Source organism: Mesorhizobium sp. M0106 (assembly GCF_040322715.1).
Lineage (GTDB): Bacteria > Pseudomonadota > Alphaproteobacteria > Rhizobiales > Rhizobiaceae > Mesorhizobium.
Genome location: NZ_JAMYUA010000040.1, coordinates 1 through 19,583 on the forward strand (window position 1 = coordinate 1; position 19,583 = coordinate 19,583).

Consider the following 19,583-nt stretch of genomic DNA (forward strand, 5'->3'; position numbering starts at 1 on the left):
AATATTATGTGGCGGAAAAATCCGGACCGGCGGGCCTAGGCTGGCACCAGGAAGGCTCCGCCACATAATCTCGCCCGACGCATAAATGCGGATCCCGGCCCAACGTCTCCTGAACCTGCAGAGCGAGGCCTTGCATCCCGCGACGCATATCGGTTCGGCCGACCGCCAACCAGATCCGCACCTGGCTCGGGACCGGGATCATGAAACGCCCAGCGCCTTCACCATCGCCGCCGCCAGTGTCGGCGGCGTGGTCAGCGGAATCCGCAGCCGCACCTTGCCGGCGATCTCCAGCTCGATCACCGCTGGTGGCGCCGCCGGCACCGAAGCGGCGACAGGCTCATCGGGAACCACGACAACTTCGGCAAAGCCCGTCTCGCGGGTTCTCATCGTGCGCCGCCACTTATAGATCAGGCTGGTCGCGACATCGTACTGACGCGCTACCGCCGCCACTGTGGACCCGGGCGCGAATGCCGCGGCCAGTATCCGGCACTGATCCTCTTCACTCCAACGACGCCGACGCTCCGGCCCGGTCAATAACGTCACATGGCTCATGCTGTGCTGCTAACTACGCTCGTAAGGACGACCTTATGAGCGCAGCCTCGCTACCGTGCCATGCTCGCGCAAGGCGGTCTTCGCCGGAGGCGTACCCCCAGTGTCGCCGCTGGGGCTTTTTGCTGTGGGTGAGGCCGAGGCGCTGGAGGTGGAGGCCGCAGGCCGAGGCGCTGGAGGTGGAGGCCGCAGGCCGAGGCGCTGGAGGTGGAGGCCGCAGGCCGAGGCGCTGGGGGTGGAGGCCGCAGGCCGAGGCGCTTTCACGGGTGGCCCCTACCCCAAGGGGGGAAGTCCGCCCGCTGCCACGTAAATTAGAGCGTTCGCGTGATCGACCTTCTGTGGGAGTCCGGTCTAGCGCCCCATACGGGTAAGAAAGTCATAAATGGCTTGGTCCAGTATCTCCGAAGGATCATTGGCGAAGTCGCGTACTGGCGAGCCCTCCTTGGCCTGAAGCTGGCGTTGGGTCTGACGGATCGCCAACATCTCTTCCAAGTGAGCATCGTGTAAGAGCACGAACAACTTCCCACCTTCCCGCATTGCCCCGAACGCTGCCAGCTCTGCATTTTCATGCGGCACCGCGCGGCTTACTAGGAAACAAACGGAACGCAAGGCCGCAGCGTTCACATAGCGTTCCGTGGAGTAAATCTGACCTGGGGTAATACCATCGGAATAGTTCTTGCACTCGAATATGATGGCTCTGGTCCGAAAGTCTCTTGTAAGCGTATCCCAAAAGGGATGACCAGCTCGTACCCGATAAACAAGATCAAGAATATCCAGTCCGTCTTCGGTGCGGCTTTGGGGGCGAGGATCGACAAGATAATCGCCGAATAGATAGTTCACAATCTCCTGTAGGAGCGCTTCGTACGCCTTAGCATCTTCTCGTCCCGGCTGAATGCTCCTGAGCTTGTCCCGTAGGACGTCCCCCTCAAGCGGCCCTTCTTCGGAGAAGCCGAGCCCGGCCTCACCGAACTCAAGGTAATCGGGAGTGTCCTCGGAGAACCGGGAGTCGGTCGCCTTCGACCTCTCCGCCAGACGCCGAGCACTTTCGCCAATCCTCTCTACAGCGGCCAATTCCCCAAAGAACTGTGAAAACCGTTTAGTCAGTCCAAGGCGTTTCGGCGGGAGCCTTCTTAGCTGTCGCTCGATCTGCCCTCTGTCCCATATCTCGATTTCGAAATCTCTCTCTAGCCATTCGCGGTGGGCGGGTTCGACGTTACAGCTGAGCAGGACGTAATGCATGCTGGATGAATCGACATTTGAAAGGACTGCTTTGGACCGCGCCACAACATCTCGCAACTCACGAAGGGTGGGCGGGTTCGCCGGCACCACCTTGGTATCGATGACAATGCTGTCCTCCTTCTTGCTCGCATGGATATCCGCAGTCTGCGATGCTGATGTAAGCGGGGACCACTGCCGCGCAATCTGGTACCCAATAGCGAAAAACAATTCCGCGCAGAGCGCCTCAAAGCGCTCGCCCAGCCCTCTGATTTCCACAGCAGCCCTCTCCGTCTCCAACCTGACCAATCGCTAAGTGGGTAACTTCATGGCCTCCACAAGCGCCCTCTTTGCCTTGTCCGGGTCCTGCCCCGCTTAGCCATGCTGGGTTAGTTCCAGGTTCTTCGCACGGTCGCTGTCGGTATGTCCAATCACCCTCACCGCCATCGCCGACACGATGAACGACATGGGGGCGAAGACCTCCCGGGGAGGCAAGTGGTCCGCGACTCAGGTAATGAGGGTGCTGGATCGGGTGGCCATCGCCCCCACCGAACCGTGAGCCCAGAGTATGGATGGTCCCGTGCCGCAGTCAGTCTCCTTCACCACTCCAGTCATCAACCTTGGGCGGCGCACACGCGGCGACATCTACCTTGGCATACCCTCCGAGGCGTTTGCGACGGAGATAGGCAAATCGATCATCTCCTGGGGTATGTTCGAGAACGCTTTCAACGTACGTCTTGAGCAGCTACTCCGCCATCTGCCCCTGCCGGAGGGCGAGCGCTTGCCACACACTTACGGCGAGAGGCGCAAGCTCTTTGCCGCCAAGTTCTCAGAGCTTGAGGTCAATACGTCCGTTGCCGAGAGGCTCGCCCAGAAGCTGCTCAGGGCAGAAGACTGTCAGCGATACCGCAATGCCGTTGCCCACTCCGACATCAAGTGGACGATGGATTTTCGTGACGGGGAGGCGTTCCCGGCTATTCAAATCGAACTAAGGCGGGGCAAGGCTAAGGAGCTGCCCTACGTGACGCTCCCTGACATGGAGGCACTCTCCGAAGACCTGTTGCTTGCCGGAGGCCTTCTAAGTGCACTGTCGATAACAGCCGGCGATGCGTGGCCTGCCAAGGCTCTTGGAGACCGCGAGGTTGCATTGCTCCGCTCCATCTTCACTGGAGACGCCTTGGAGTAGCGAACCCAGGGGCTGCCTACCTGAGGGCGACACAACCACGCGCATACGTCCCACAGCGCGAAACCACGCCCGTCCACCGGTCCTGCATCAGGTAGCTTTCACCGCTCATCCCCAGCAGGGGCCGCATCTCAACGCGGAACGTGGTGGCGACGATGATGGATGCGACGATGATGGCACCCGGCACTAGAAACTTTTCCATGCGTAGTCCCCCTCAATTGGCACTGTTGGTAGGCGGTGGAAGCACCGGCACAATCTTGAGCATCTCCGCCGCCAGGCCAGGCAACATGGCATCTGAGGAGCCGTACTTGACGTGAACCGAGGGGGACGAGTGACCCGCCATATACTCCCGAGCACTGTCCTCCACTCCGTAGCGCCGGCAAAGGTCAACGAAGAGGTGGCGCAGCCCGTGATTAGGAGCGACCCCAGGCCGGACCAGGCCCACCGCCTTGCTCTTCACCCACCGCCCAATGAGCGACGTTGCGCCGTCCCTGAATAGCTGGCCAGAAGGAGCCGCCCTCACCCACTCAAGGAAACCCTCAGCCTCCAGGGCCGGATGGACAGGAATGCGCCGTTCGCTGCTAGCCGTCTTGAGGGAGCGCTTACCGGCGCTTGTCACCTTGAGGAACCACGATCCCTCCGCCTCAAAGAAGTCAGCCTTCCTCAGAGTGTTCGCCTCGCTTATCCGCAGGCCTGCATAGAGGCACAGCCAGGGCAACCAGCGCTTGCTTGAGTCGGTCTCCCTCCGTGCTGCCTTTAGAACCGTGCGGGCCTCCTCAAGCCTATACGCGGTCTCCCCGCCAGGCTTCTCCATATAGCTTGGCAGCTCCACCTTGCCCGACACCGTCTCCGCCGCCGCCATGGCCTCCCGGTACTGCCTCAAGCGCTTGCCCCAGTTGATGATGGTCCCAAGGTTGACGAGCCTGTCCGCTATGGACCGATTGGAGGGCTCTCCCGCCTTCAGCATCGCATCCGCCCAGGCCTCGACCTCGTGCACTGTCACGGTCGCCGCGTTGGATGAGCCCCGGTGGCGAGCAAAGGACTCCGCTATCCGCTTGTACTTTTTGACCGATTTCTCCGGCATCGACTTGGAGCCCTGCCCCGCACTCCGCTTGGTGGCTTGAGCATCGATGATCGTGGCGAATGTGACCACGGGCCGGCCTTGCGCGGCCCCTACGGGCACTGACTCCAGGACGAAGGCGGGAGAGCCCTCAAGCTCAGGCACCGGCCTGTAGTCGCCGCCGCTCCGCGCCACTAGGCCCCGCCGAGCAGCCCCCATCATGTCCACTAGTTCGAAGGTCAGGAGACGCCGCGCCTCCTCCGTAACCAGGAGCCCACGAGCCGCGAGGGCCGCATCAGCGTCAGCCCCATGCATTCCTTCCAGAGCCATCACAAAGTCTGGCCCCAGGCTCGCCTGGAGTGCTGGGAACTTGATGAATAGGGAGAGGGCCAACCTGACCCGCTCATCCTCCCCGGCCTTGAAGTAGGCCAGAAGAGCGCCCCGAAGCTCGGCCAGTTCGCTGGGAGGCATTGAGGCCGCCGCCCTAGCCAGCACCCCGCCATCGTCCGCACGGGCCTCAGAGACGGGGAGACTTGGAGGAGCGTAAAACGGCTCTTCCTCATGTGCCGCCAGGAAGGCCTTGGCGTATTCCCCCGCGAGTGCGAAACGTTGCTTCTGGGTTAGACCCCGAGGACCATGCTCCAGGAGCGCCCCCCACGCCCCGACGCGCAGCCCCTAAAAGCCGTTCTGACCGTTTCGAATTCGTCGCCAGATCAGAGCCGTAACCAGGCTAATCACTGATTGCTTCATAGTTCCCCCACGCCCCACGCCATTCGCATATCGTCCACACGACTATGGACTTACGCACAGCGGCTTCCCCTGCCCGAAATTCCTATCGCTTCGATCTTCGCCACCCCGCCGAACGGGCATCTGCTTCTGAGCAAAACCACCGTTCGCCTTTTGATTCCGAAATCCGGGTCGCGTCGTAGAATTTTTGCCCTGACCGGTGATAGATGCGCTCGCCTTCGGCTGGATGTTGTCTTTAATCTTGCACCCGCTGTTCCCCGTGGCGAAGAGCAAAGGCCAACGCGCCGCCCACAGCTGCAGCTCTGCTTGCGCCGTTATATAAGATAAGCCTAATGTAGTTAATGATCCGGCTATTGAGAAGGGACGGCAGCGCCCTCGGGTTGGGCACTATCTTAGCCACCGCCTGCACTTTCGGGATGCCGGCGGCATCGGCCCATGACATCTGGTATGAAAAGCAGTGCTGCCAAGACGAGCATTGTGAGCCGATCCCAGATGGCGCGGTGCGCGAAACAAGGAAGGGCTTCAAAATGCCCTCCGGTGAGTTGCTGCCTTACGCGGACAACAGGGTGCGTCGATCACACGACATGCGTTTCCATTGGTGCCATACCCAAAAAGCAACGGCAAACCGGCATCGTGAAGTGCAACCTGGCCCCGACAGCACAATCTGCCTATACGTGCCGCCTAGGTCCTTCTAACTCTCTGTCCATCATACCACTCTGGCTTCGTCACCGAAGATTTCTCCGGATGCGTTCAACTTAGAAAGTCCATTTCGACCGAGGTCGAAGGCCTGACCAGCCTGTTCTTCGCCACCGGGCCAGACCGCCGGGCTTGTAGACACACCGGCCTTTCTTGATTTGACCTTTCAGGACGGTAGGCACATGCTTCCGGTAAAGGGCTTCGACTATTGAAAAGTTAGGCGGATCGCATGGTCCTCTCCAGCCCTCTCCAGAGCCGCGTTGGATCTTCCCGTTCGCTTCGACCGCCCGGGCCGAAAGGCTTGCCTTTCCTCGGAGATCTGGTCGCTTTCGGCAGAGACGAGCTCGGTTTCATCACTGAAACCGCACGTCGATATGGCGATGTTTGGCTCAATCTTGCCGGATGGCCCGCTCTTCTGGTCAGCGATGTGGAGGCTATCGAGACAATCCTCGTCAAAGATCATGACAATTATATCAAACATCGGCTCGCGTTGCGCCATGTAAAGGCGCTGTGGGTGAGGAGATCGTTGCCTGCGAAGCCGCTGGCGTGACGCCGATCGTGCTCAAGCCTTTAACCTCAGGGCGAAGGCGGACGGGCGCTTTGGCAAGCAGGACTTCATCTATCAGCCTGAAACCGACACCTATCGTTGCCCAGCAGGCGAACAACTGATCTGGCTGCCGCGAAAAGTCGTTGATCAACCTGTCGAGTTCAACGGGCACGGTTGGTGTCGAGGTCATCGGTCCTGACTCTCCTACGGCCTCACTGTCGCGATTGCAGTGCGATATCCACATGCTTTATGGCATGCTCGGAGGTCTTAGAATACCTGCGACATATCAAAGGGTTACAGTGTCAAACCTACTCGAAATGGTCCGTTGATTCTGCTGGATTTTCTTCGAAATTGTCAAACCTCAATTTCGGCCTGGTCGAGCTGTGCAGCACTCCCGACCGCGAGCAAGCCCCTTCCCTCCCGATCCGCCCGACGATGCTTCCGCTGTGCAGGAAGAGTGCATCTGCTGGTCGGGGGCCGGCGACGATTCCGATCGGGACAAACCAGCGGCCCGGCCCAATACCGTCCCGCGGTGCTGCCGTTGGTGGTAGCTTGGCCCTTCCGCGGTTGTCCTCTTGGCCGCTCCGGCCCACCGCTTGTTGCTTGTCTGCAACACACGGTGAGATTGCGCGCTCCGGCTTGTCGGTTGCATTCCGTCGGGCTGGTGGGGACACAGAAATGAAATTTGTTTTGGCAGCCGCAATTCTCGGCGCAACGCTCACGTCGGCGATGGCGGCAGATGTGGTCCAAGAGCTTCCAGTTGCTTCCACGTATGATTGGACGGGCGGCTATGTCGGCGGCCAGATCGGTTACGCCTGGGGGAGAGACCACATCCAAGACGAAAACCTCGCTGACGGGTCCACCGATTACTCGGATAAATTCAAGATGCGGGGCGTGACCGGTGGTGTTTTTGCCGGCTACAATATGCAGTGGGGCAGCGTTATCGGCGGCATTGAAGGTGACGTCCAGGCCTCCGGGATTATCGGCCACAACCCGGACTGGCCATTCGGCACTGACGACAACACCCGTATCAACGCCCAAGGCTCATTGCGCGGGCGCTTGGGCTATGCCTTCGACAACTGGCTGCCCTATGTCACCGGTGGCTTGGCGGTAGCGCATATCCGCACGAAGTTCGAAGATGGCGGAGCAACGGATTCCGAGTCGCAAGTCAAGGCTGGCTGGACGATTGGTGCTGGCGTCGACTACGCCTTCAGCAGTAATTGGTTCGGCAAGGTCGAATATCGTTACACCGACCTGGGCAAGATCACCACGGCTACCGACAACACTGATCCAGGCTGGGAAGAGCACGAAAAAATCAAGCTAAACGAGGTCAGGATCGGCATCGCCTATAAGTTCTGATTGAGCAGCGCCTTGAATGCAGTTCTTACGCCGTTCCGGCATATGAAAGCCCCGCGAAATTCCGCCGCCTCCGTCGGGGTTCGAGTGCAACCGAGTTTACTGGCGCTGACTCTTAAACTCGCCAGTGAGCATCCGATCTTGGTCGCAATATCTTTCAACGGTTCTTTACTAAGATATCCATGAAGAATTACCTTGCGACGGGCTTGCTTTTGAGCTTTGCGTTCATTTCGGGGGCTCCTCAACTACGCGTTCACAACACGCGATTCTATACGAATCATTGAAGATTGTCGTTGGCTTCACATCCAGAAACGTATCTCGGAATGCATTTTTTAAGATTTCTTCATGCCGCCAAGCTGCCGATAATATTCCTGCTCACCTGTTTCCAACACCACACAGCCCTCCCACGAAGGGCAAGATTAATAACGAGCGAGACCGCGAGATAGAAAGGTGGCATAGGGGTGGTCGCCGACCTGGACGACAGTAAGGACCGGTCGCCAAGTCGACTGTTATCGCTTATACAGGAATTCCCCCGCGTGCGCGCAAGCGCGCAAGGGGTACTGCAATCGCTAGTGAGGCCGATACGCGCACCAGCTCGGCCCAACAGCGATGCTAATTCTGGATAAGAAAGTTTTTAGGGTGGGGGCATCCCATTCTCTGCCAGATGCGATTCCGGCGCACCCGCATCCCCTCACGTGCAATTTTTTTGATTGCCTTTGATTTCTCCGAAAATCAAACCTGCTTTTTTGCCTCTCACCCGTATATAGCGTGACAGAGCGACCTTTGCTGCGTTGGGGAAGATGAAGACCGGCCTCGCCGGAACCGCGCCTCGAGCGCACCAAGCCTCCTTCGGATTTATTCTTTACCCGCTCCGCGCATCGCATCATGGGACTACCCGGCCTGCCAGCCGGAATTCAAACCTGGGGAATTCTCAACATGAATACCGAAACCGGCGGCATGCGTGCGGTGCACTGGCCGGCCAAAAAAAGATCCAGCCGCAGCGCTTGCCGTGCTGCAAGAGATCGCGACACCATCGCCGAAACGCGTACGGAAGGCGCGCAGGGTTATCTTAACCCGCGAGACGCCAATCCCGATGACGCCGAGACGCATGACGTGCCAGGCGACGAGGTGACGTCTGAAACTATGGTGGAGCCGGCACAGGATGGGCTCGACGAAACCCAAGGGGACATTCATGGTCTTCTGTCGGGAAAAATCAAGAAGAATGTTTGGCAGAAATTTCTGAGCGGGAATTAGAGAACCAAGCACGGAGCGAGCCTCTGTACTCTTTCGCTTTGACGCTCAGCCAGCCCGCTAAGGGACTTCTTCCGTCGGCCCCTGTTTGGCCCGATCAATAGCCGCAAGTAATGACTGTAGGGTTGGCGGCAGTTCTGGTTCGACCGCCAGATTTACGAACGTTTGTACGTTATGACGATAGCCTTCGGAACGGATCAGTTTCCGAAACGCTTCGGAGACAGACTGATGGTCTGCTTTGTTGCTCGTTGTCACGTTCGGGAAGTCCGTCCCAATGATCCGTAACTCGCCCGCAACGAACGGGTTCCATCAGGAGGTCGGAATATTTGGTAGAAATTTCTGAGCGGGAGATCGGATAGGCTGGCTCGCGCGAAGACCCCCCGTGCCCCCTTCGTTTGCCGCAGCATTGATCCTCGCTCTTTGAACTGAAGATTCGTGTCTATCTAGCGTCGGTGTTGCACATCGTGAACGTTGGAATGCTTCTGTCCAATGTTTGCTCACGCTGTGATGCCAACGGGCAGGCTCTTGCGGCAGGGTGCCGCAAGGCGAATGAAACGCCGGCCCAGTTCAACCCGCGCGACATCCTTCAAAGCTGGCGGGATCGATCTTCACCAAGCCGTCTGCAGCCTCGACCGCAGTTCGTATCCTGCTGCACAGCGCGAGATTTTCCGCCAGCATTTCTTCAGTGCGTTGAAGCGCGAGCTCGGTCCGGTGGATGCGCTGCCTGGCATTGGCAACTTCCGATGTCAAAAGATCGGCCGCCATCCCGTGGCCGTAGGGTTCCATAGTGTCCGTGTCCATGGGTTTCTAATACATGGGGGGCGATATCGTTCCCTGATGTCGGGCGAAACGGCGGGCCGCAGAAAAGCGCGATGGGCCGAATGACCAATGCGCGCCGTGTCAAAACAGCGCCGGCAACAGGCGAACGGCTTCGGCCGCTCTAGATCCCACGGGCAGAGGCGATCACGGTCCAGAGGGCCATTGATCTGTTCAGGTACGACTACAACGTAAGCGAAGACACACTCAGGCGGCTGGTGATCAAGCACCGTCTTCACAACCAGACAATGCCCGGTGCTCCGTGGAGAATAAGCGCTCCCGGTTTGGCTATGGCGCTCGCCGGCGATGATGACGCGCTTGCGCGGTTGAGGCGGGACGATCGCGAGCATCCGGACGTAACTCGGTATTTCAAGCGGCTCGGCATCCCGCGACCCTGACCTGTTATCAAAAGTTATGGTCGCGGCGACTGTCTAAAATAGACATTAAGTAGATGTCGCGGCCCGACAGGGCCCCACACATGCCCATACGTGCGGAATTTCTCGACGAGGCCGCGCGTGCGAACTCTTGCCTCGAAACAGGGGCCGGAGATACTCCAGCCTTCTCGCGCAAGCATTCGGCGTCTCCGCATGATCGACGCACGATGTTTGCACAAATGTAATGGCCGCTGCAAGAGTGATGCACGATGGACAGTGGTGGGGCACGCGTTGACGAGATGTCAAGCAGTCAGGATTTTCGCTTCCTTGGCGGCGTTGAGAAATGCCACGCGCGCTACCTGCGGTGCGCTGCCGCCGCCGAGCACCTTCATGCATGCCATACGAGCCTGGATGCGGCGGCCGGTTTCTCCAATGGGCCAGCGGTAAAGCAGCATTTCGGCGGCTTCGCGGGTGCTCGAAACACTGACTTTGCCCGAGGACAGCAAAACGGTCACGGGCTCTTCGAACGTGCCGACGTCTCGTTCGCAGGTCATATGCTGGTCTCCTTTCGCAACCTCCCAAGACCTTACGGGTGAACCCTCCGTTCCGTTGCGTCACGTTTGTCCCGGTGGGCGAACATTCTGTGAGGATGGGACCTCGTCCAGAGCGCGGGCTTGATCGCTCAGACTGGACTCGCTAACGCGTTGCGGTCCTCAAATAGCGAGAACCGTCCTTATCGCTACGGGCCACTTGCCGGCGCAGGCATCCGCAGACGGAAGTCAATACTCATTTCTGGGGATGGAAATCTCGCGTGCAGATCGGCGAAGCTGGGCAAGAGGAGTGATCGTCATGACCGTTCTTGCCCATAGCCTCGCCAGCGACCCCAACGGAACGTGGCGGGTCGTCTTCTTGCCTGAAGAGCTGCATCTCTATGTGGAGATCAATCGGCTAGGCGCCGGCACAAATCCCGTTGACTGGATGAGCCTCGACGACTTCCTTGCACGGCGCCCAAAAGATGCTCTCCACCAGCGGGCGCGCGACAGACTGGTCTCGCTTATTTGCAAGGCGCTTGGGGCCTGTCCCGGCTGACGCCGAACCGTTCTATCGACTGGGAAATAGCCTGTGCTTCTATCCGAAGGCGATGGGGGAAAGCGCTATGGGCAGGGGAAGAATGATCGCGGTTTTGGCCGCAGCTCTGGTGATTGCCGGTTGCCAGAACAGCGGGTACTTGCTGAAACCATACAGCGCTTCTGTCGCGCCCAAGCACGTCGTCCCAGACCGTTGGCGGTTCATTCTGGGTCTTCGATCGTCCGGACCTTCGCAAGATCATGACGACACCGTCGCCAGGCACTATTGCCGCTCCGGCGATCATCAGTGGCGCAACAGTCGGGCTCGTGAAGCTCGATCCGGTGGTTGCTGCGCACAAAGCCGTCGCCCTGCAGTACCTCGCTCAAACTGGCCGGACCTGCGAGATCAAAACCAGCGTCGAGATTTGGCGCCCGGAGTTTGAACACACCTACGTTTGCTCAAACTGAGGGTCGGGAGTCGCGAGCGCAAGAGCGAACCGTTGCTGCCTTGCGCATCGCCCTCTAGGCCGCCGGCGTCGAGTTCATCCCGGAGAACGGCGCCGGCGCCGGCGTGAGGCTCCGCAAACCTTAGGCCGTAGACTCATTACTGCGCAGCCACACACCTGCTTTTCGCCATCGGACGAAGCGGTTGCAACACGTGGTGCGCGGGCCATAGCCATGAGGCAGGTCGCGCCATGGGGCACCGGAGCGCAGCACACAGAAGATGCCGTTCAGCACGCGCCGATCATCAACACGCGGCACACCTCTGGCTTGTTGGGTAGCAGCGGCTCGATCACCATTCAAGGTCTGTCAGACCATATCGGCTCATGGAGAGCCCTGAATCAGAATCCGGCCCGATGTGGAGTGTCAGTAGGACGTTTCGTTCGTCACCTGTCACCTTATCGAGCAGTGAAGGAAATGCATCGCACATTGCGCGGCGAACGTGCTCCGCAGGGATTTCCGGCAGAAGCTCTTGGTTGCGGTCGGGCCGAGCAAGGGGCGAGCTTCTTGCCGGGCCTGCGCCAACACCAGAGTGAGTTCAGGGTCCAAGACAAGCTGTAGAATCTCGCCTGCTTCGAATGCTTCCCCTAACCACACAAAAACTCATTGCCCGACCGCCTGTGCCGATGATCTCCGGGGATACGCCACGACGCCTGCTTGATTTATGCGGGAGTCTCCCGACTACGTTGCTGGATGGGTAGCACGCCACAAATTGAAACGGTTTTGATCGAGATGATTGTCCAAGCTGCAGATTTTCCAGCGGCCAGCTTCGATTGCGTAGCAGGCGACTGCGCCGATAAATCTGGAGCCCGAATACTCTTCAATGTTCGCCTGACAGCCATGCGGATGTTCAGCGAATTGTCGCGATCGCGAGCAAATCGGACGGGGGGATGACTCCTCTGCTTCTGCTGCTGGAATCGTACGGGAACGTCGATCAAGATCCATGAGGTGCCGGTTGAGGACTACCCATTGGTAGTCTCCATCGCCGATTGGGCCAATCAGCCCTTCACTCGCAAGCCATTACCAACGTCAATGTCGAGGTTACCCTGCTCCTGGACGCCGTCGCATCGGAAGCACGGCCGGATTAGCTGAATTGCGGACTCAGCCGATGTTAGCGGGGCTTACGCGTTATGAACGGGGCCCCACTCCTCTTGCTGCTTTGCGCATTCCACACTGCCATTTATGCGACTGATCGCGGGAAAGGCTGCCCGGATGGGTCGCTACTTCGGCATTGGGAGGAGACTTCTGTAGTCCGATCCCTCTCCGCCCCCAGATCGGTATTGATGTACCGACATCGGGTAGTCATACTTACGGGGCAAGTGAGGAGAAAACGAGCCACAATGCGTCTGCTGCCAAATCTGCTCTCCCGTTTTGTAAAAAACGGGCGCCTGACTGTCATATTCGAGAACGGTTTCAGGCAAGCCTTCGGCAGTGGACAGGATGGCCCGACGTGACGATCCGCCTAACCGACAAAGCGGTCGAACGCGAGATCTTCTTCAATCCGGAACTGAAAGCGGCCGAAGCCTACATGGATGGCCGCTTGGTGATCGAGAACGGTGGCAAAGCACTTGACCTTTTGTCACTTTTTTCCGTCAACCGCACTGGGTTGGCAGCCCACCCTGTTCAGAAGGTGTTGCGGAAAGTCTGGCGTGCGTTGCGCCGGCGCCAGCAGAACAACAAGCTCGGTCTCGCCGCCAAAAACGTTCAGCATCACTACGACATCCCGACGAAATTTTATGAGCTATGGCTCGACGAGACAATGACCTATTCGTGCGCCTATTACACGGCACCGGACAACAGTCTGCAGCAAGCGCAGATGGACAAGCATCGCCACATTGCCGCGAAGCTCAAGCTAGAGCCGGGCATGCATGTGATGGAAATCGGCTCAGGCTGGGGCGCTCTCGCCATCTATCTCGCCAAGTATTGCGACGTGAAGGTCACGGCGATCAACGTTTCGACGGAGCAATTGGCGGCGTCTCGGCTTCGAGCGATCGAGGCCGGGGTCGCTCATCAGATCGATTTTCGCGAGGTCGACTATCGCGAGGTCAGCGGGCAGTTCGACCGTGTTGTCTCGATCGGAATGATGGAGCACGTGGGCGTCGTTCATTTCGACAGCTATTTCACGATCATCAGTAGATTGTTGAAGGAGGGCGGCTTCGCATTGGTTCATGCCATCGGACGCATGTCACCGCCTGGCACGACTGCGCCGTAGCGCACGGGGATCTGGTGCGCCGACTGCGAAAATTTGCGGCTGCACTATTACTGGACGATCCACGATTGGCGTCTCGGTTATGAGGCCAGGCGCGAGGAGGCAGTCGCCATGATGGGCGAACGATTCTGCCGTATGTGGGATTTCTATCTGGCGTCGGCCGAACTCGGTTTCCTAAACGGTTCAAATTTTGTCTTCCAGATGCTGATCTCGGCTCGCCGTGACGATGTCCCGATCATCCGCGATTATATTGTTGAAGATGAGCGACGCCTACTGAGCTCGATGCAGACGAGTGCGTAGTTTCGCTATCTACACCGTGGGCCCGGTCCGCTGGTTAGCTCGCCCTGCAGGACTCGGATGACAACAGACAGCCACGCCCACTCATCCCGCCGGTCAATCTTCGTCCGACGGAAGCGCCAGTGCAACCAATCGACAAGTCCGCAGATCAAAGCGGTCGGCCACGAATGACAGCTTTGCGCCTATATCAGTCACTCAGGCGGTCTGCAGCGATTCCTGAAAGCAGCCGTGGCACTACGAGTCCGGCGGCGGTGCCGAAAGCACTATCCTTCGTTCATTGTTCTCGACCTCCCCAGGTGCCAGACTGTTGGTGCGCAGCGAGGATTCGTGGGATGAAGGATTCTTGATCGTAATTGCGGTTCGCAAAGGCGGCGCTGTCTGCGAAATGTGGGATCTATGGGGGGAGAATGGCTAGCTATCAGCGTGTAGCATTATTCATCTTTTTCGATGCGATCGAGCGGGACCTCGTATCGCGCATTCGGAGCGTCTGCGGTTTGGATACCGCTGAGATACTGACTCCCGAGGAGCGCGAGAAATCCAAGCTGCGCCTGCTGACCCGCGGCGAAGACGTTGCCGGAGGCGATCACGACCTGCTGCATGGTCTGGATCTTGGCGACAAATATTCGATCCTGCTTCGTCACAAGGATCGACTCGATGAAGTCTCGGCTGAATACTATTTGAAGAACCGGAGCGCCTTCGAGAAGGCGATCCCTATTAGAAACTCTACGATGCACGGGCGACCGTTGACGACGGAAGAGTATTCCGTCGGCTTCTCTATCGCGCACAACTTCCTGTCGGCGCCCAGCTATTGGCCGACCCTGTACTCGACCTACAAAGAATATGGACAGGATCCCAACGCGCTACTGTCGGTCTCGGTTTCGCTGTGGGACGAGCCTATCACTGGAGAGGTGCTTAACAACCTTCCCGTGCCGGATTACGACGATACCGGTTTCCAGCCGCGAAAAGCTTTGGAGAAGGAGCTAAAGAAAAAGATCCTTGGACGCCATCCCGTCGTCACCGTTTTGGGGGACGGCGGGGATGGCAAGACAGCTCTTACGCTCCAGACCCTTTATGGGCTTCTGCAAACTAACGACCACGATTTTGATGCCTTCGTATGGGTTTCCGCTAAGGCCAATCGCCTGACCACCAATGAAATTGAGCGTATCGAAGGCGCCATAACTTCGTCGCTGGGGCTGTTCGAAGAGGTGGCAGAACAGTTTGAGGCAGGTGAAGATTCGCCTATCGATCGGGTCACGCGGCTGCTCGCACAGAACAAGGTCCTTTTGGTGATCGACAATCTTGAAACAGTTCTCGATGAGACATTGGTCGATTTCGCGGCCGACGTGCCCGGGGAAAGCAAGATCGTATTCACCTCGCGTGTCCCGCTTGGAGGAGACCTTTCAGTTAAGGTCCCTGCGTTCTCCGAGGGCGAATCGCTGACATATCTTCGCCGTCTGATCGAGGCATACGACATTACTGCGTTACGTAAGCTATCGGAGCAGACCCTGCGTCGGCACCTAAGTCGGCTTGCACACAAGCCCCTGCTCGTGAAGTGGTTCGCGATCGGCGTGTCCACCGGACTGGATCCGGCCCAGATTACAGCTAACCCGCAGATCGCGCTCAAGTTCTGCATGGAGAATGTGTTTGAGCGGGTTTGTGATAGCTCGCGTACAGTCCTCTCCATCATGGCGGTTGTACCTCAAGCGATCTCCGCGACCATTCTCCAGCACATCTCCTTCCTTCAACCTGCACGGGTCGAGGAAGGTCTTGCCGAGCTCATGCGCTTCGGCCTGATCGAAAAGACGGACTCGTCGGAATACGAGCGGCTTTACCGCCTCAAACCGTTCGCGAGATCGTACATCGCGCGCGTGCTGAAGCTCACACCACAAGACGCGGACGGGATCCTTGCTAGGTTCCGTGGTGTCAGCGGCGCATTTCAGGAGGAGCGCGGCGCAGCGCAGCGTAACAGGTATGACCCTCGGTCTTTCGTGGTGCGCACACAGTCCGAAGCGATTGCGACGCGACGGCTGAGGCATGCGGTGAGCTTAGCACTGAAGTCGCGCTTCGACGAGGCGCATGATATCATCAATGAACTGAAAATATCATCTCCGGATTACTTTGAGGTATATCGTGTTTTGGCTTTCATTTACTATCGACAAGGTGATGTAACAGGTGCTTCGGGAGCCTATGAGGCGGCTTTCGATATCGCTGACAAGCAACCTCAGCTGCACTTTTTCTACGGCGGTTTTCTGATGCGGAGCTACGGGGACTACCCCGCGGCGCGGGATCAATTTGACGCCGCGCTTGTAGTTGACCCGAACGAAACGACGGTGTTGCGCGAGGTCTCGCGCGCAAATATGTTTCTCTACGACTTCGAAAGGGCACAGCGGCACATCGATGCCGCATGGCAAGCAGGCTTCAAGACGTTCCGCGACGAGATCATTGTCAACGATCTGCAAGCCCAATTGCATGTGCGCCAGGCCGACCATCTACTCTCTACCAGTGATCCACGCGGTGCGCTCGATGCAGTGGAGCGACTCCACGACTTCTTGAAGACGATCAAGCCTGAGGTAGTGGATAACCTCATGATAGATCATCTCTCAAAGGCACAAAAGATAATCGGTACCCTAAAGCTGCTTCCGATCTCTACGAATTCCGAATTACTGGAGAGCACAGCCTACTTCATACGCAACCTCTCTCCTCGCTACATCGCCACCGAGAATGGCGATGGGGCAGGCACCGAAGTCATCCGCGACCGGTCGGGCCAAATGAAGCCGCAAGGTAGGACCGACAAGTTCGGCTTTCTCCGCGACACGTTTGGCGTCGATACATATGTCAGTCGCGGTGCGGTGACTGCAACACTGTGGACGGACATGTGCGAGGGTCGGACCGTTTGCTACGACATTCATTCCGATCAGACGGGCCGGACCTGGGCGGAAGGGGTTGCGTTGATTTGAGCTCAGCCGCAGGGTATTTGCTAGCAACCTTGGCTCGAGCACCAGGTGCATTGGCGTTGTTTTTGAACGCGATGATCATGTCGAGGTTATCCGGAAGGCCGATTCTCGAGCGACCTTGGTGAAAGGGCTTACCTCAGGGCAATCGGCCGATTCCGCTGCTGCCACCAGCTTTCCTGTCTCGCGCGAATTACCCGTGGCAGGTCATCTTGCACAAACTCGCCCCTTCTCTTCACTGGATGATTCTCTCCGACCGACACCGACTGGAGCGGCATGGGAGCGATTGATATGCACGATTTGGACGTGAACCTGCCATCGATCAGCTGACCTATTAAGGACTTTCTGGAGTCTTGAGTGATCTCAGAGCGGGGAATCCGCTGTATGCCGGTTTGGGTTCATGCCACGACGATGTTCGCGCCGACTTGTGTCCGCTCCTTTAAAATTCGAGGCTTGAACCTGCCAATCCGCTTCCGGCCCCAAGGCTGCTGCCGGGCGCAAGGCGCCTCATGTACAAACCCGCTCCGCGGGAGGGTCGCCTAGTTGTGGGGCTGCGGTAAATCATCGTCCGTGAGCAGGTAAAGGCTGCTATCAGACGATGAAGTTCCTTCAACGAGAGGAACTCCCCATGGCTACTCGCTTCAACGAAGGCCGACATGAGGGCGTCCCAGCGACGGGGCGCTCTGTTTTTATTCGCGCGACGTGCGCGCTATCCGCCCCGCTCCGCAGTGTCGCCTCTCGATCCCGCCGAGCCAAGATCCGCTCGCCTATACCCAAATGGTGGGAATGCGCTATGGATGCCGTCATGAGACAGTCGCCTGGCAAACTGAGTACCGAAGCGCGCATCTACGCGAAAAATCTGGCTTACGAGATTGCTCGACGAGAGAGGATAGGCGCGCCTATGCTCGATCCCGGCGGCAAGGCGACGACGTGGCGCGATGCGCAAGTGGCGCTACGTCACGCGTTCATGGATGAAGGATCGCCGCCGCGACGGGTAAAGCTTCTTGATGCCGCCGCTACTCGTATGGAGCGCCTCTCTCCCTTTGATCGTGGTTTTCGCATCGCGCTATTTTCGGAAGGCAGCCGGCAGAGATCGATATTCGATCTGCGCATGCTGGTGCATGGCAGCCATCCGCTTGAAGGGCTGGAGCACGAAAGCGGAGTAACTGCGCTATGCGCCACCTTCACAACGAAGCGCAGCAAGCGCGACGCTTTTGATGTCGTCCCATCTGTTTACCTTTCCGATCACACCATCGGGCGCCTACGCGAGCGTTCTGAGCAATGGAGTACCCCCGAGGCTGGGTTAGCTGCTCTGCATATCGCGACTGTTGCTGCCGATCTTGCGCGTCCTGACCCTCGGTTGAGTTTCTTGAAGATGTCTTCGCTGTCCTGCGCTATCGATGGAGGTATCCTTACGGGAGCGATGCGACGCAGCCCCGTCGACCATGGGACCGTACCCCTATGGGACGTCCGCACGCTGCTCGATGACGATTTCAAACTCGATCCGGCGACTGTTCAGCAGGCCAGTCAGGTCGCCGAGCTTGTCACTCGCGTCCTAGTAGGTGGCGAGAACTGGATGACGATCAGCCTTCAATCGAGGAATAGTTACGCGATCGATTTCGTTGAGCCGCACGAGGATCACGTCACAGCGACGCTGCGCGCTCGAATGGGAGTCAAGCACTGACGCGCGGTGGGCGGCGAACGAAAGACCATCCTTGTTTTCCGGATGAGAATGCGCCACGTCCATCTGCATCCAAAGAGGCAGTGATTTTCCGTTGTCAATCTTGGGCCGGAAGCAGGCGTTCTATGTGCCTCGCGACGAATGGCAGCTATCCCACCCTCGGTGCCTGAAGCGGACAGTCTGGAACCGGCCCCTTTCCGGCATGTCGGCGTTGCGCCGCATTGCGGTTATTTGGTTGGCTCCAATGGTTCCCCAAAGCAGCCACGCTTGCCAACCATCAAAATCTTCACAACATCGGAGCTTCGTGTGACACTGACGACGCCTAAGTGCGGGCAATGAATTGACTGTGGAGAGGTTGAATGACCCCATTAGCGGCTAGGCTTTTCAGAATGGGTGATGAGCAGAGTCAGCGAGCATTGGCCGCCTCACAATTCCTAGAATGTTCGGCCCTGACATCAATGGCTCTGGAAATGCGCAGGGCTGATCCGCCAGGCAGCGGATTTAGCGCAAACGCGCGCCTTCCTGCCCCTCGAACCTTTATTGAAACTGTGATTAGGGAAAGGCGTATCGCGTTCGCCTGCCAAGAACGAGCAGGTGATGGCCGAGTAACGGTCAATGCCATCGCTGAACAAAATGGCAGGATCGCTGTGGCATGGCAGGCCGCATTTCAACGGGGCTCGGACCACGTAACATTCGGTGAGGACATTCTTCCGTCCGATGAAAAGTTCGCGAGCATTTACGCTGGCCTCCTTTTGGTTGAGAAGTTCCTTTGCCTGATCAACCAACCCGGCCTTATAGACCGGCGAACTCGCGATACCGACAAACGGGTACTGCGACTTGCGGCAGAATGCGGCGTCGGCGCGCCAGAGGCAAAGTGGCATCAGTGTCACATCAGGCCCGGAGTTCATGGTGCCGCCCCTGCCGGCGCAAACGCCACGCACCGTGAACATCAGCTGCACTACGTTCGGAAGCACTTAAAACCCTCCCTAGGCCCCGACCGGTGGATCGAGGGCCATTGGCGCGGAAATGCAGATCTTGGCACTTATCTTAAGAGTTACGTTGGCCACCCTCCAAGGCACGACA

18 protein-coding genes and 4 pseudogenes are annotated in these 19,583 nt (G+C 58.2%); 11 read left to right on the forward strand and 11 right to left on the reverse strand.

The window, feature by feature from the left end; genetic code table 11:
- Window positions 1-4: 4 nt before the first annotated feature.
- From tnpB to NKJ55_RS27740, 3 genes are all read right to left on the reverse strand, one after another.
- A complete protein-coding gene (tnpB, locus tag NKJ55_RS27730) occupies window positions 5-202 on the reverse strand; it encodes an IS66 family insertion sequence element accessory protein TnpB (RefSeq protein ID WP_352452648.1) in 198 nt (65 codons plus the stop codon).
- The gene (gene tnpA, locus NKJ55_RS27735; protein ID WP_352452649.1) at window positions 199-552 is read right to left on the reverse strand and encodes an IS66-like element accessory protein TnpA; all 354 of its coding nucleotides are present in this window, start codon (window positions 550-552) and stop codon (window positions 199-201) included. The genes tnpB and tnpA overlap by 4 nt, the downstream gene beginning before the upstream one ends.
- A 348-nt stretch (window positions 553-900) precedes the next feature.
- Window positions 901-2,043, reverse strand: coding sequence for a hypothetical protein (locus tag NKJ55_RS27740; protein ID WP_352452650.1), 1,143 nt, complete (start codon window positions 2,041-2,043; stop codon window positions 901-903).
- Between the two features lie 166 nt (window positions 2,044-2,209).
- Between NKJ55_RS27740 and NKJ55_RS27745 the strand changes: the two genes are divergently transcribed.
- Together NKJ55_RS27745 and NKJ55_RS27750 are read left to right on the forward strand one after the other, a co-directional pair.
- Window positions 2,210-2,323, forward strand: coding sequence for a hypothetical protein (locus NKJ55_RS27745; protein ID WP_352452685.1), 114 nt, complete (start codon window positions 2,210-2,212; stop codon window positions 2,321-2,323).
- A gap of 21 nt (window positions 2,324-2,344) precedes the next feature.
- Window positions 2,345-2,950, forward strand: coding sequence for a hypothetical protein (locus NKJ55_RS27750; protein WP_352452651.1), 606 nt, complete (start codon window positions 2,345-2,347; stop codon window positions 2,948-2,950).
- A 16-nt stretch (window positions 2,951-2,966) separates the two neighbouring features.
- Here NKJ55_RS27750 and NKJ55_RS27755 read toward each other — a convergent pair whose 3' ends face one another.
- The 3 genes from NKJ55_RS27755 to NKJ55_RS35680 all read right to left on the reverse strand — a co-directional run bounded on the left by NKJ55_RS27755 (window position 2,967) and on the right by NKJ55_RS35680 (window position 4,962).
- The gene (locus NKJ55_RS27755; protein ID WP_352452652.1) at window positions 2,967-3,149 is read right to left on the reverse strand and encodes a hypothetical protein; all 183 of its coding nucleotides are present in this window, start codon (window positions 3,147-3,149) and stop codon (window positions 2,967-2,969) included.
- Window positions 3,150-3,161: 12 nt separating this feature from the next.
- Window positions 3,162-4,478, reverse strand: coding sequence for a site-specific integrase (locus NKJ55_RS27760; protein WP_352452653.1), 1,317 nt, complete (start codon window positions 4,476-4,478; stop codon window positions 3,162-3,164).
- A gap of 361 nt (window positions 4,479-4,839) precedes the next feature.
- Window positions 4,840-4,962 carry a sunset domain-containing protein gene (locus tag NKJ55_RS35680; protein WP_502904520.1) on the reverse strand — a complete coding sequence of 41 codons (123 nt, stop codon included), beginning with the start codon at window positions 4,960-4,962 and terminating at the stop codon, window positions 4,840-4,842.
- A 717-nt stretch (window positions 4,963-5,679) separates the two neighbouring features.
- On the opposite strand from NKJ55_RS35680, the gene NKJ55_RS27765 reads away from it, so the two are divergent.
- The 4 genes and pseudogenes from NKJ55_RS27765 (at window position 5,680) to NKJ55_RS27780 (ending at window position 8,607) form a co-directional block, all read left to right on the forward strand.
- The gene (locus NKJ55_RS27765; protein WP_352452688.1) at window positions 5,680-6,000 is read left to right on the forward strand and encodes a hypothetical protein; all 321 of its coding nucleotides are present in this window, start codon (window positions 5,680-5,682) and stop codon (window positions 5,998-6,000) included.
- Window positions 5,964-6,118 (forward strand): annotated as a pseudogene (locus tag NKJ55_RS27770) (IS5/IS1182 family transposase); the annotation flags it as partial. The gene NKJ55_RS27765 and the pseudogene NKJ55_RS27770, both read left to right, overlap by 37 nt.
- 557 nt (window positions 6,119-6,675) lie before the next feature.
- On the forward strand, window positions 6,676-7,356 hold the full coding sequence (locus NKJ55_RS27775; protein WP_352452654.1) for an outer membrane protein: 681 nt from the start codon (window positions 6,676-6,678) through the stop codon (window positions 7,354-7,356).
- Between the two features lie 933 nt (window positions 7,357-8,289).
- Entirely contained in the window at window positions 8,290-8,607 is a 318-nt protein-coding gene (locus NKJ55_RS27780) for a hypothetical protein (protein ID WP_352452655.1), read from the forward strand.
- Between the two features lie 564 nt (window positions 8,608-9,171).
- Here the strand turns inward: NKJ55_RS27780 and NKJ55_RS27785 are convergent.
- Both NKJ55_RS27785 and NKJ55_RS27790 read right to left on the reverse strand, forming a co-directional pair.
- Entirely contained in the window at window positions 9,172-9,390 is a 219-nt protein-coding gene (locus NKJ55_RS27785) for a hypothetical protein (RefSeq protein WP_352452656.1), read from the reverse strand.
- 706 nt (window positions 9,391-10,096) lie between these two features.
- A complete protein-coding gene (locus tag NKJ55_RS27790) occupies window positions 10,097-10,309 on the reverse strand; it encodes a DUF982 domain-containing protein (RefSeq protein WP_352452657.1) in 213 nt (70 codons plus the stop codon).
- Between the two features lie 334 nt (window positions 10,310-10,643).
- Between NKJ55_RS27790 and NKJ55_RS27795 the strand changes: the two genes are divergently transcribed.
- A complete protein-coding gene (locus NKJ55_RS27795; protein ID WP_352452658.1) occupies window positions 10,644-10,883 on the forward strand; it encodes a hypothetical protein in 240 nt (79 codons plus the stop codon).
- 239 nt (window positions 10,884-11,122) lie between these two features.
- A complete protein-coding gene (locus NKJ55_RS27800) occupies window positions 11,123-11,329 on the forward strand; it encodes a hypothetical protein (RefSeq protein WP_352452689.1) in 207 nt (68 codons plus the stop codon).
- 141 nt (window positions 11,330-11,470) lie between these two features.
- Here NKJ55_RS27800 and NKJ55_RS27810 read toward each other — a convergent pair.
- Window positions 11,471-11,690 (reverse strand): annotated as a pseudogene (locus NKJ55_RS27810) (transposase); the annotation flags it as partial.
- Between the two features lie 33 nt (window positions 11,691-11,723).
- Window positions 11,724-11,956 (reverse strand): annotated as a pseudogene (locus NKJ55_RS27815) (aminoglycoside adenylyltransferase domain-containing protein); the annotation flags it as partial.
- Between the two features lie 934 nt (window positions 11,957-12,890).
- On the opposite strand from NKJ55_RS27815, the pseudogene NKJ55_RS27820 reads away from it, so the two are divergent.
- The 3 genes and pseudogenes from NKJ55_RS27820 (at window position 12,891) to NKJ55_RS27830 (ending at window position 18,503) form a co-directional block, all read left to right on the forward strand.
- Window positions 12,891-13,871: pseudogene (locus NKJ55_RS27820) on the forward strand (class I SAM-dependent methyltransferase).
- A 404-nt stretch (window positions 13,872-14,275) separates the two neighbouring features.
- A complete protein-coding gene (locus tag NKJ55_RS27825; protein WP_352452659.1) occupies window positions 14,276-16,825 on the forward strand; it encodes a tetratricopeptide repeat protein in 2,550 nt (849 codons plus the stop codon).
- A gap of 787 nt (window positions 16,826-17,612) precedes the next feature.
- Complete coding sequence (locus tag NKJ55_RS27830) at window positions 17,613-18,503, forward strand: hypothetical protein (protein ID WP_352452660.1); 891 nt, start codon at window positions 17,613-17,615, stop codon at window positions 18,501-18,503.
- 452 nt (window positions 18,504-18,955) lie between these two features.
- Here NKJ55_RS27830 and NKJ55_RS27835 read toward each other — a convergent pair whose 3' ends face one another.
- Entirely contained in the window at window positions 18,956-19,474 is a 519-nt protein-coding gene (locus NKJ55_RS27835; protein ID WP_352452661.1) for a hypothetical protein, read from the reverse strand.
- Between the last annotated feature and the right edge of the window lie 109 nt (window positions 19,475-19,583).

Excerpts from the sequence above, each read along its gene's own strand:
- NKJ55_RS27825 (WP_352452659.1), top strand. The coding sequence starts at position 14,276 with ATGGCTAGCTATCAGCGTGTAGCATTATTCATCTTTTTCGATGCGATC.
- NKJ55_RS27755 (WP_352452652.1), bottom strand. The coding sequence starts at position 3,149 with ATGGAAAAGTTTCTAGTGCCGGGTGCCATCATCGTCGCATCCATCATC.
- NKJ55_RS27780 (WP_352452655.1), top strand. The coding sequence starts at position 8,290 with ATGAATACCGAAACCGGCGGCATGCGTGCGGTGCACTGGCCGGCCAAA.
- NKJ55_RS27775 (WP_352452654.1), top strand. The coding sequence starts at position 6,676 with ATGAAATTTGTTTTGGCAGCCGCAATTCTCGGCGCAACGCTCACGTCG.
- NKJ55_RS27800 (WP_352452689.1), top strand. The coding sequence starts at position 11,123 with ATGACGACACCGTCGCCAGGCACTATTGCCGCTCCGGCGATCATCAGT.
- NKJ55_RS27830 (WP_352452660.1), top strand. The coding sequence starts at position 17,613 with ATGGATGCCGTCATGAGACAGTCGCCTGGCAAACTGAGTACCGAAGCG.
- NKJ55_RS27785 (WP_352452656.1), bottom strand. The coding sequence starts at position 9,390 with ATGGAACCCTACGGCCACGGGATGGCGGCCGATCTTTTGACATCGGAA.
- NKJ55_RS27795 (WP_352452658.1), top strand. The coding sequence starts at position 10,644 with ATGACCGTTCTTGCCCATAGCCTCGCCAGCGACCCCAACGGAACGTGG.
- tnpA (WP_352452649.1), bottom strand. The coding sequence starts at position 552 with ATGAGCCATGTGACGTTATTGACCGGGCCGGAGCGTCGGCGTCGTTGG.
- tnpB (WP_352452648.1), bottom strand. The coding sequence starts at position 202 with ATGATCCCGGTCCCGAGCCAGGTGCGGATCTGGTTGGCGGTCGGCCGA.
- NKJ55_RS27765 (WP_352452688.1), top strand. The coding sequence starts at position 5,680 with ATGGTCCTCTCCAGCCCTCTCCAGAGCCGCGTTGGATCTTCCCGTTCG.
- NKJ55_RS27760 (WP_352452653.1), bottom strand. The coding sequence starts at position 4,478 with ATGCCTCCCAGCGAACTGGCCGAGCTTCGGGGCGCTCTTCTGGCCTAC.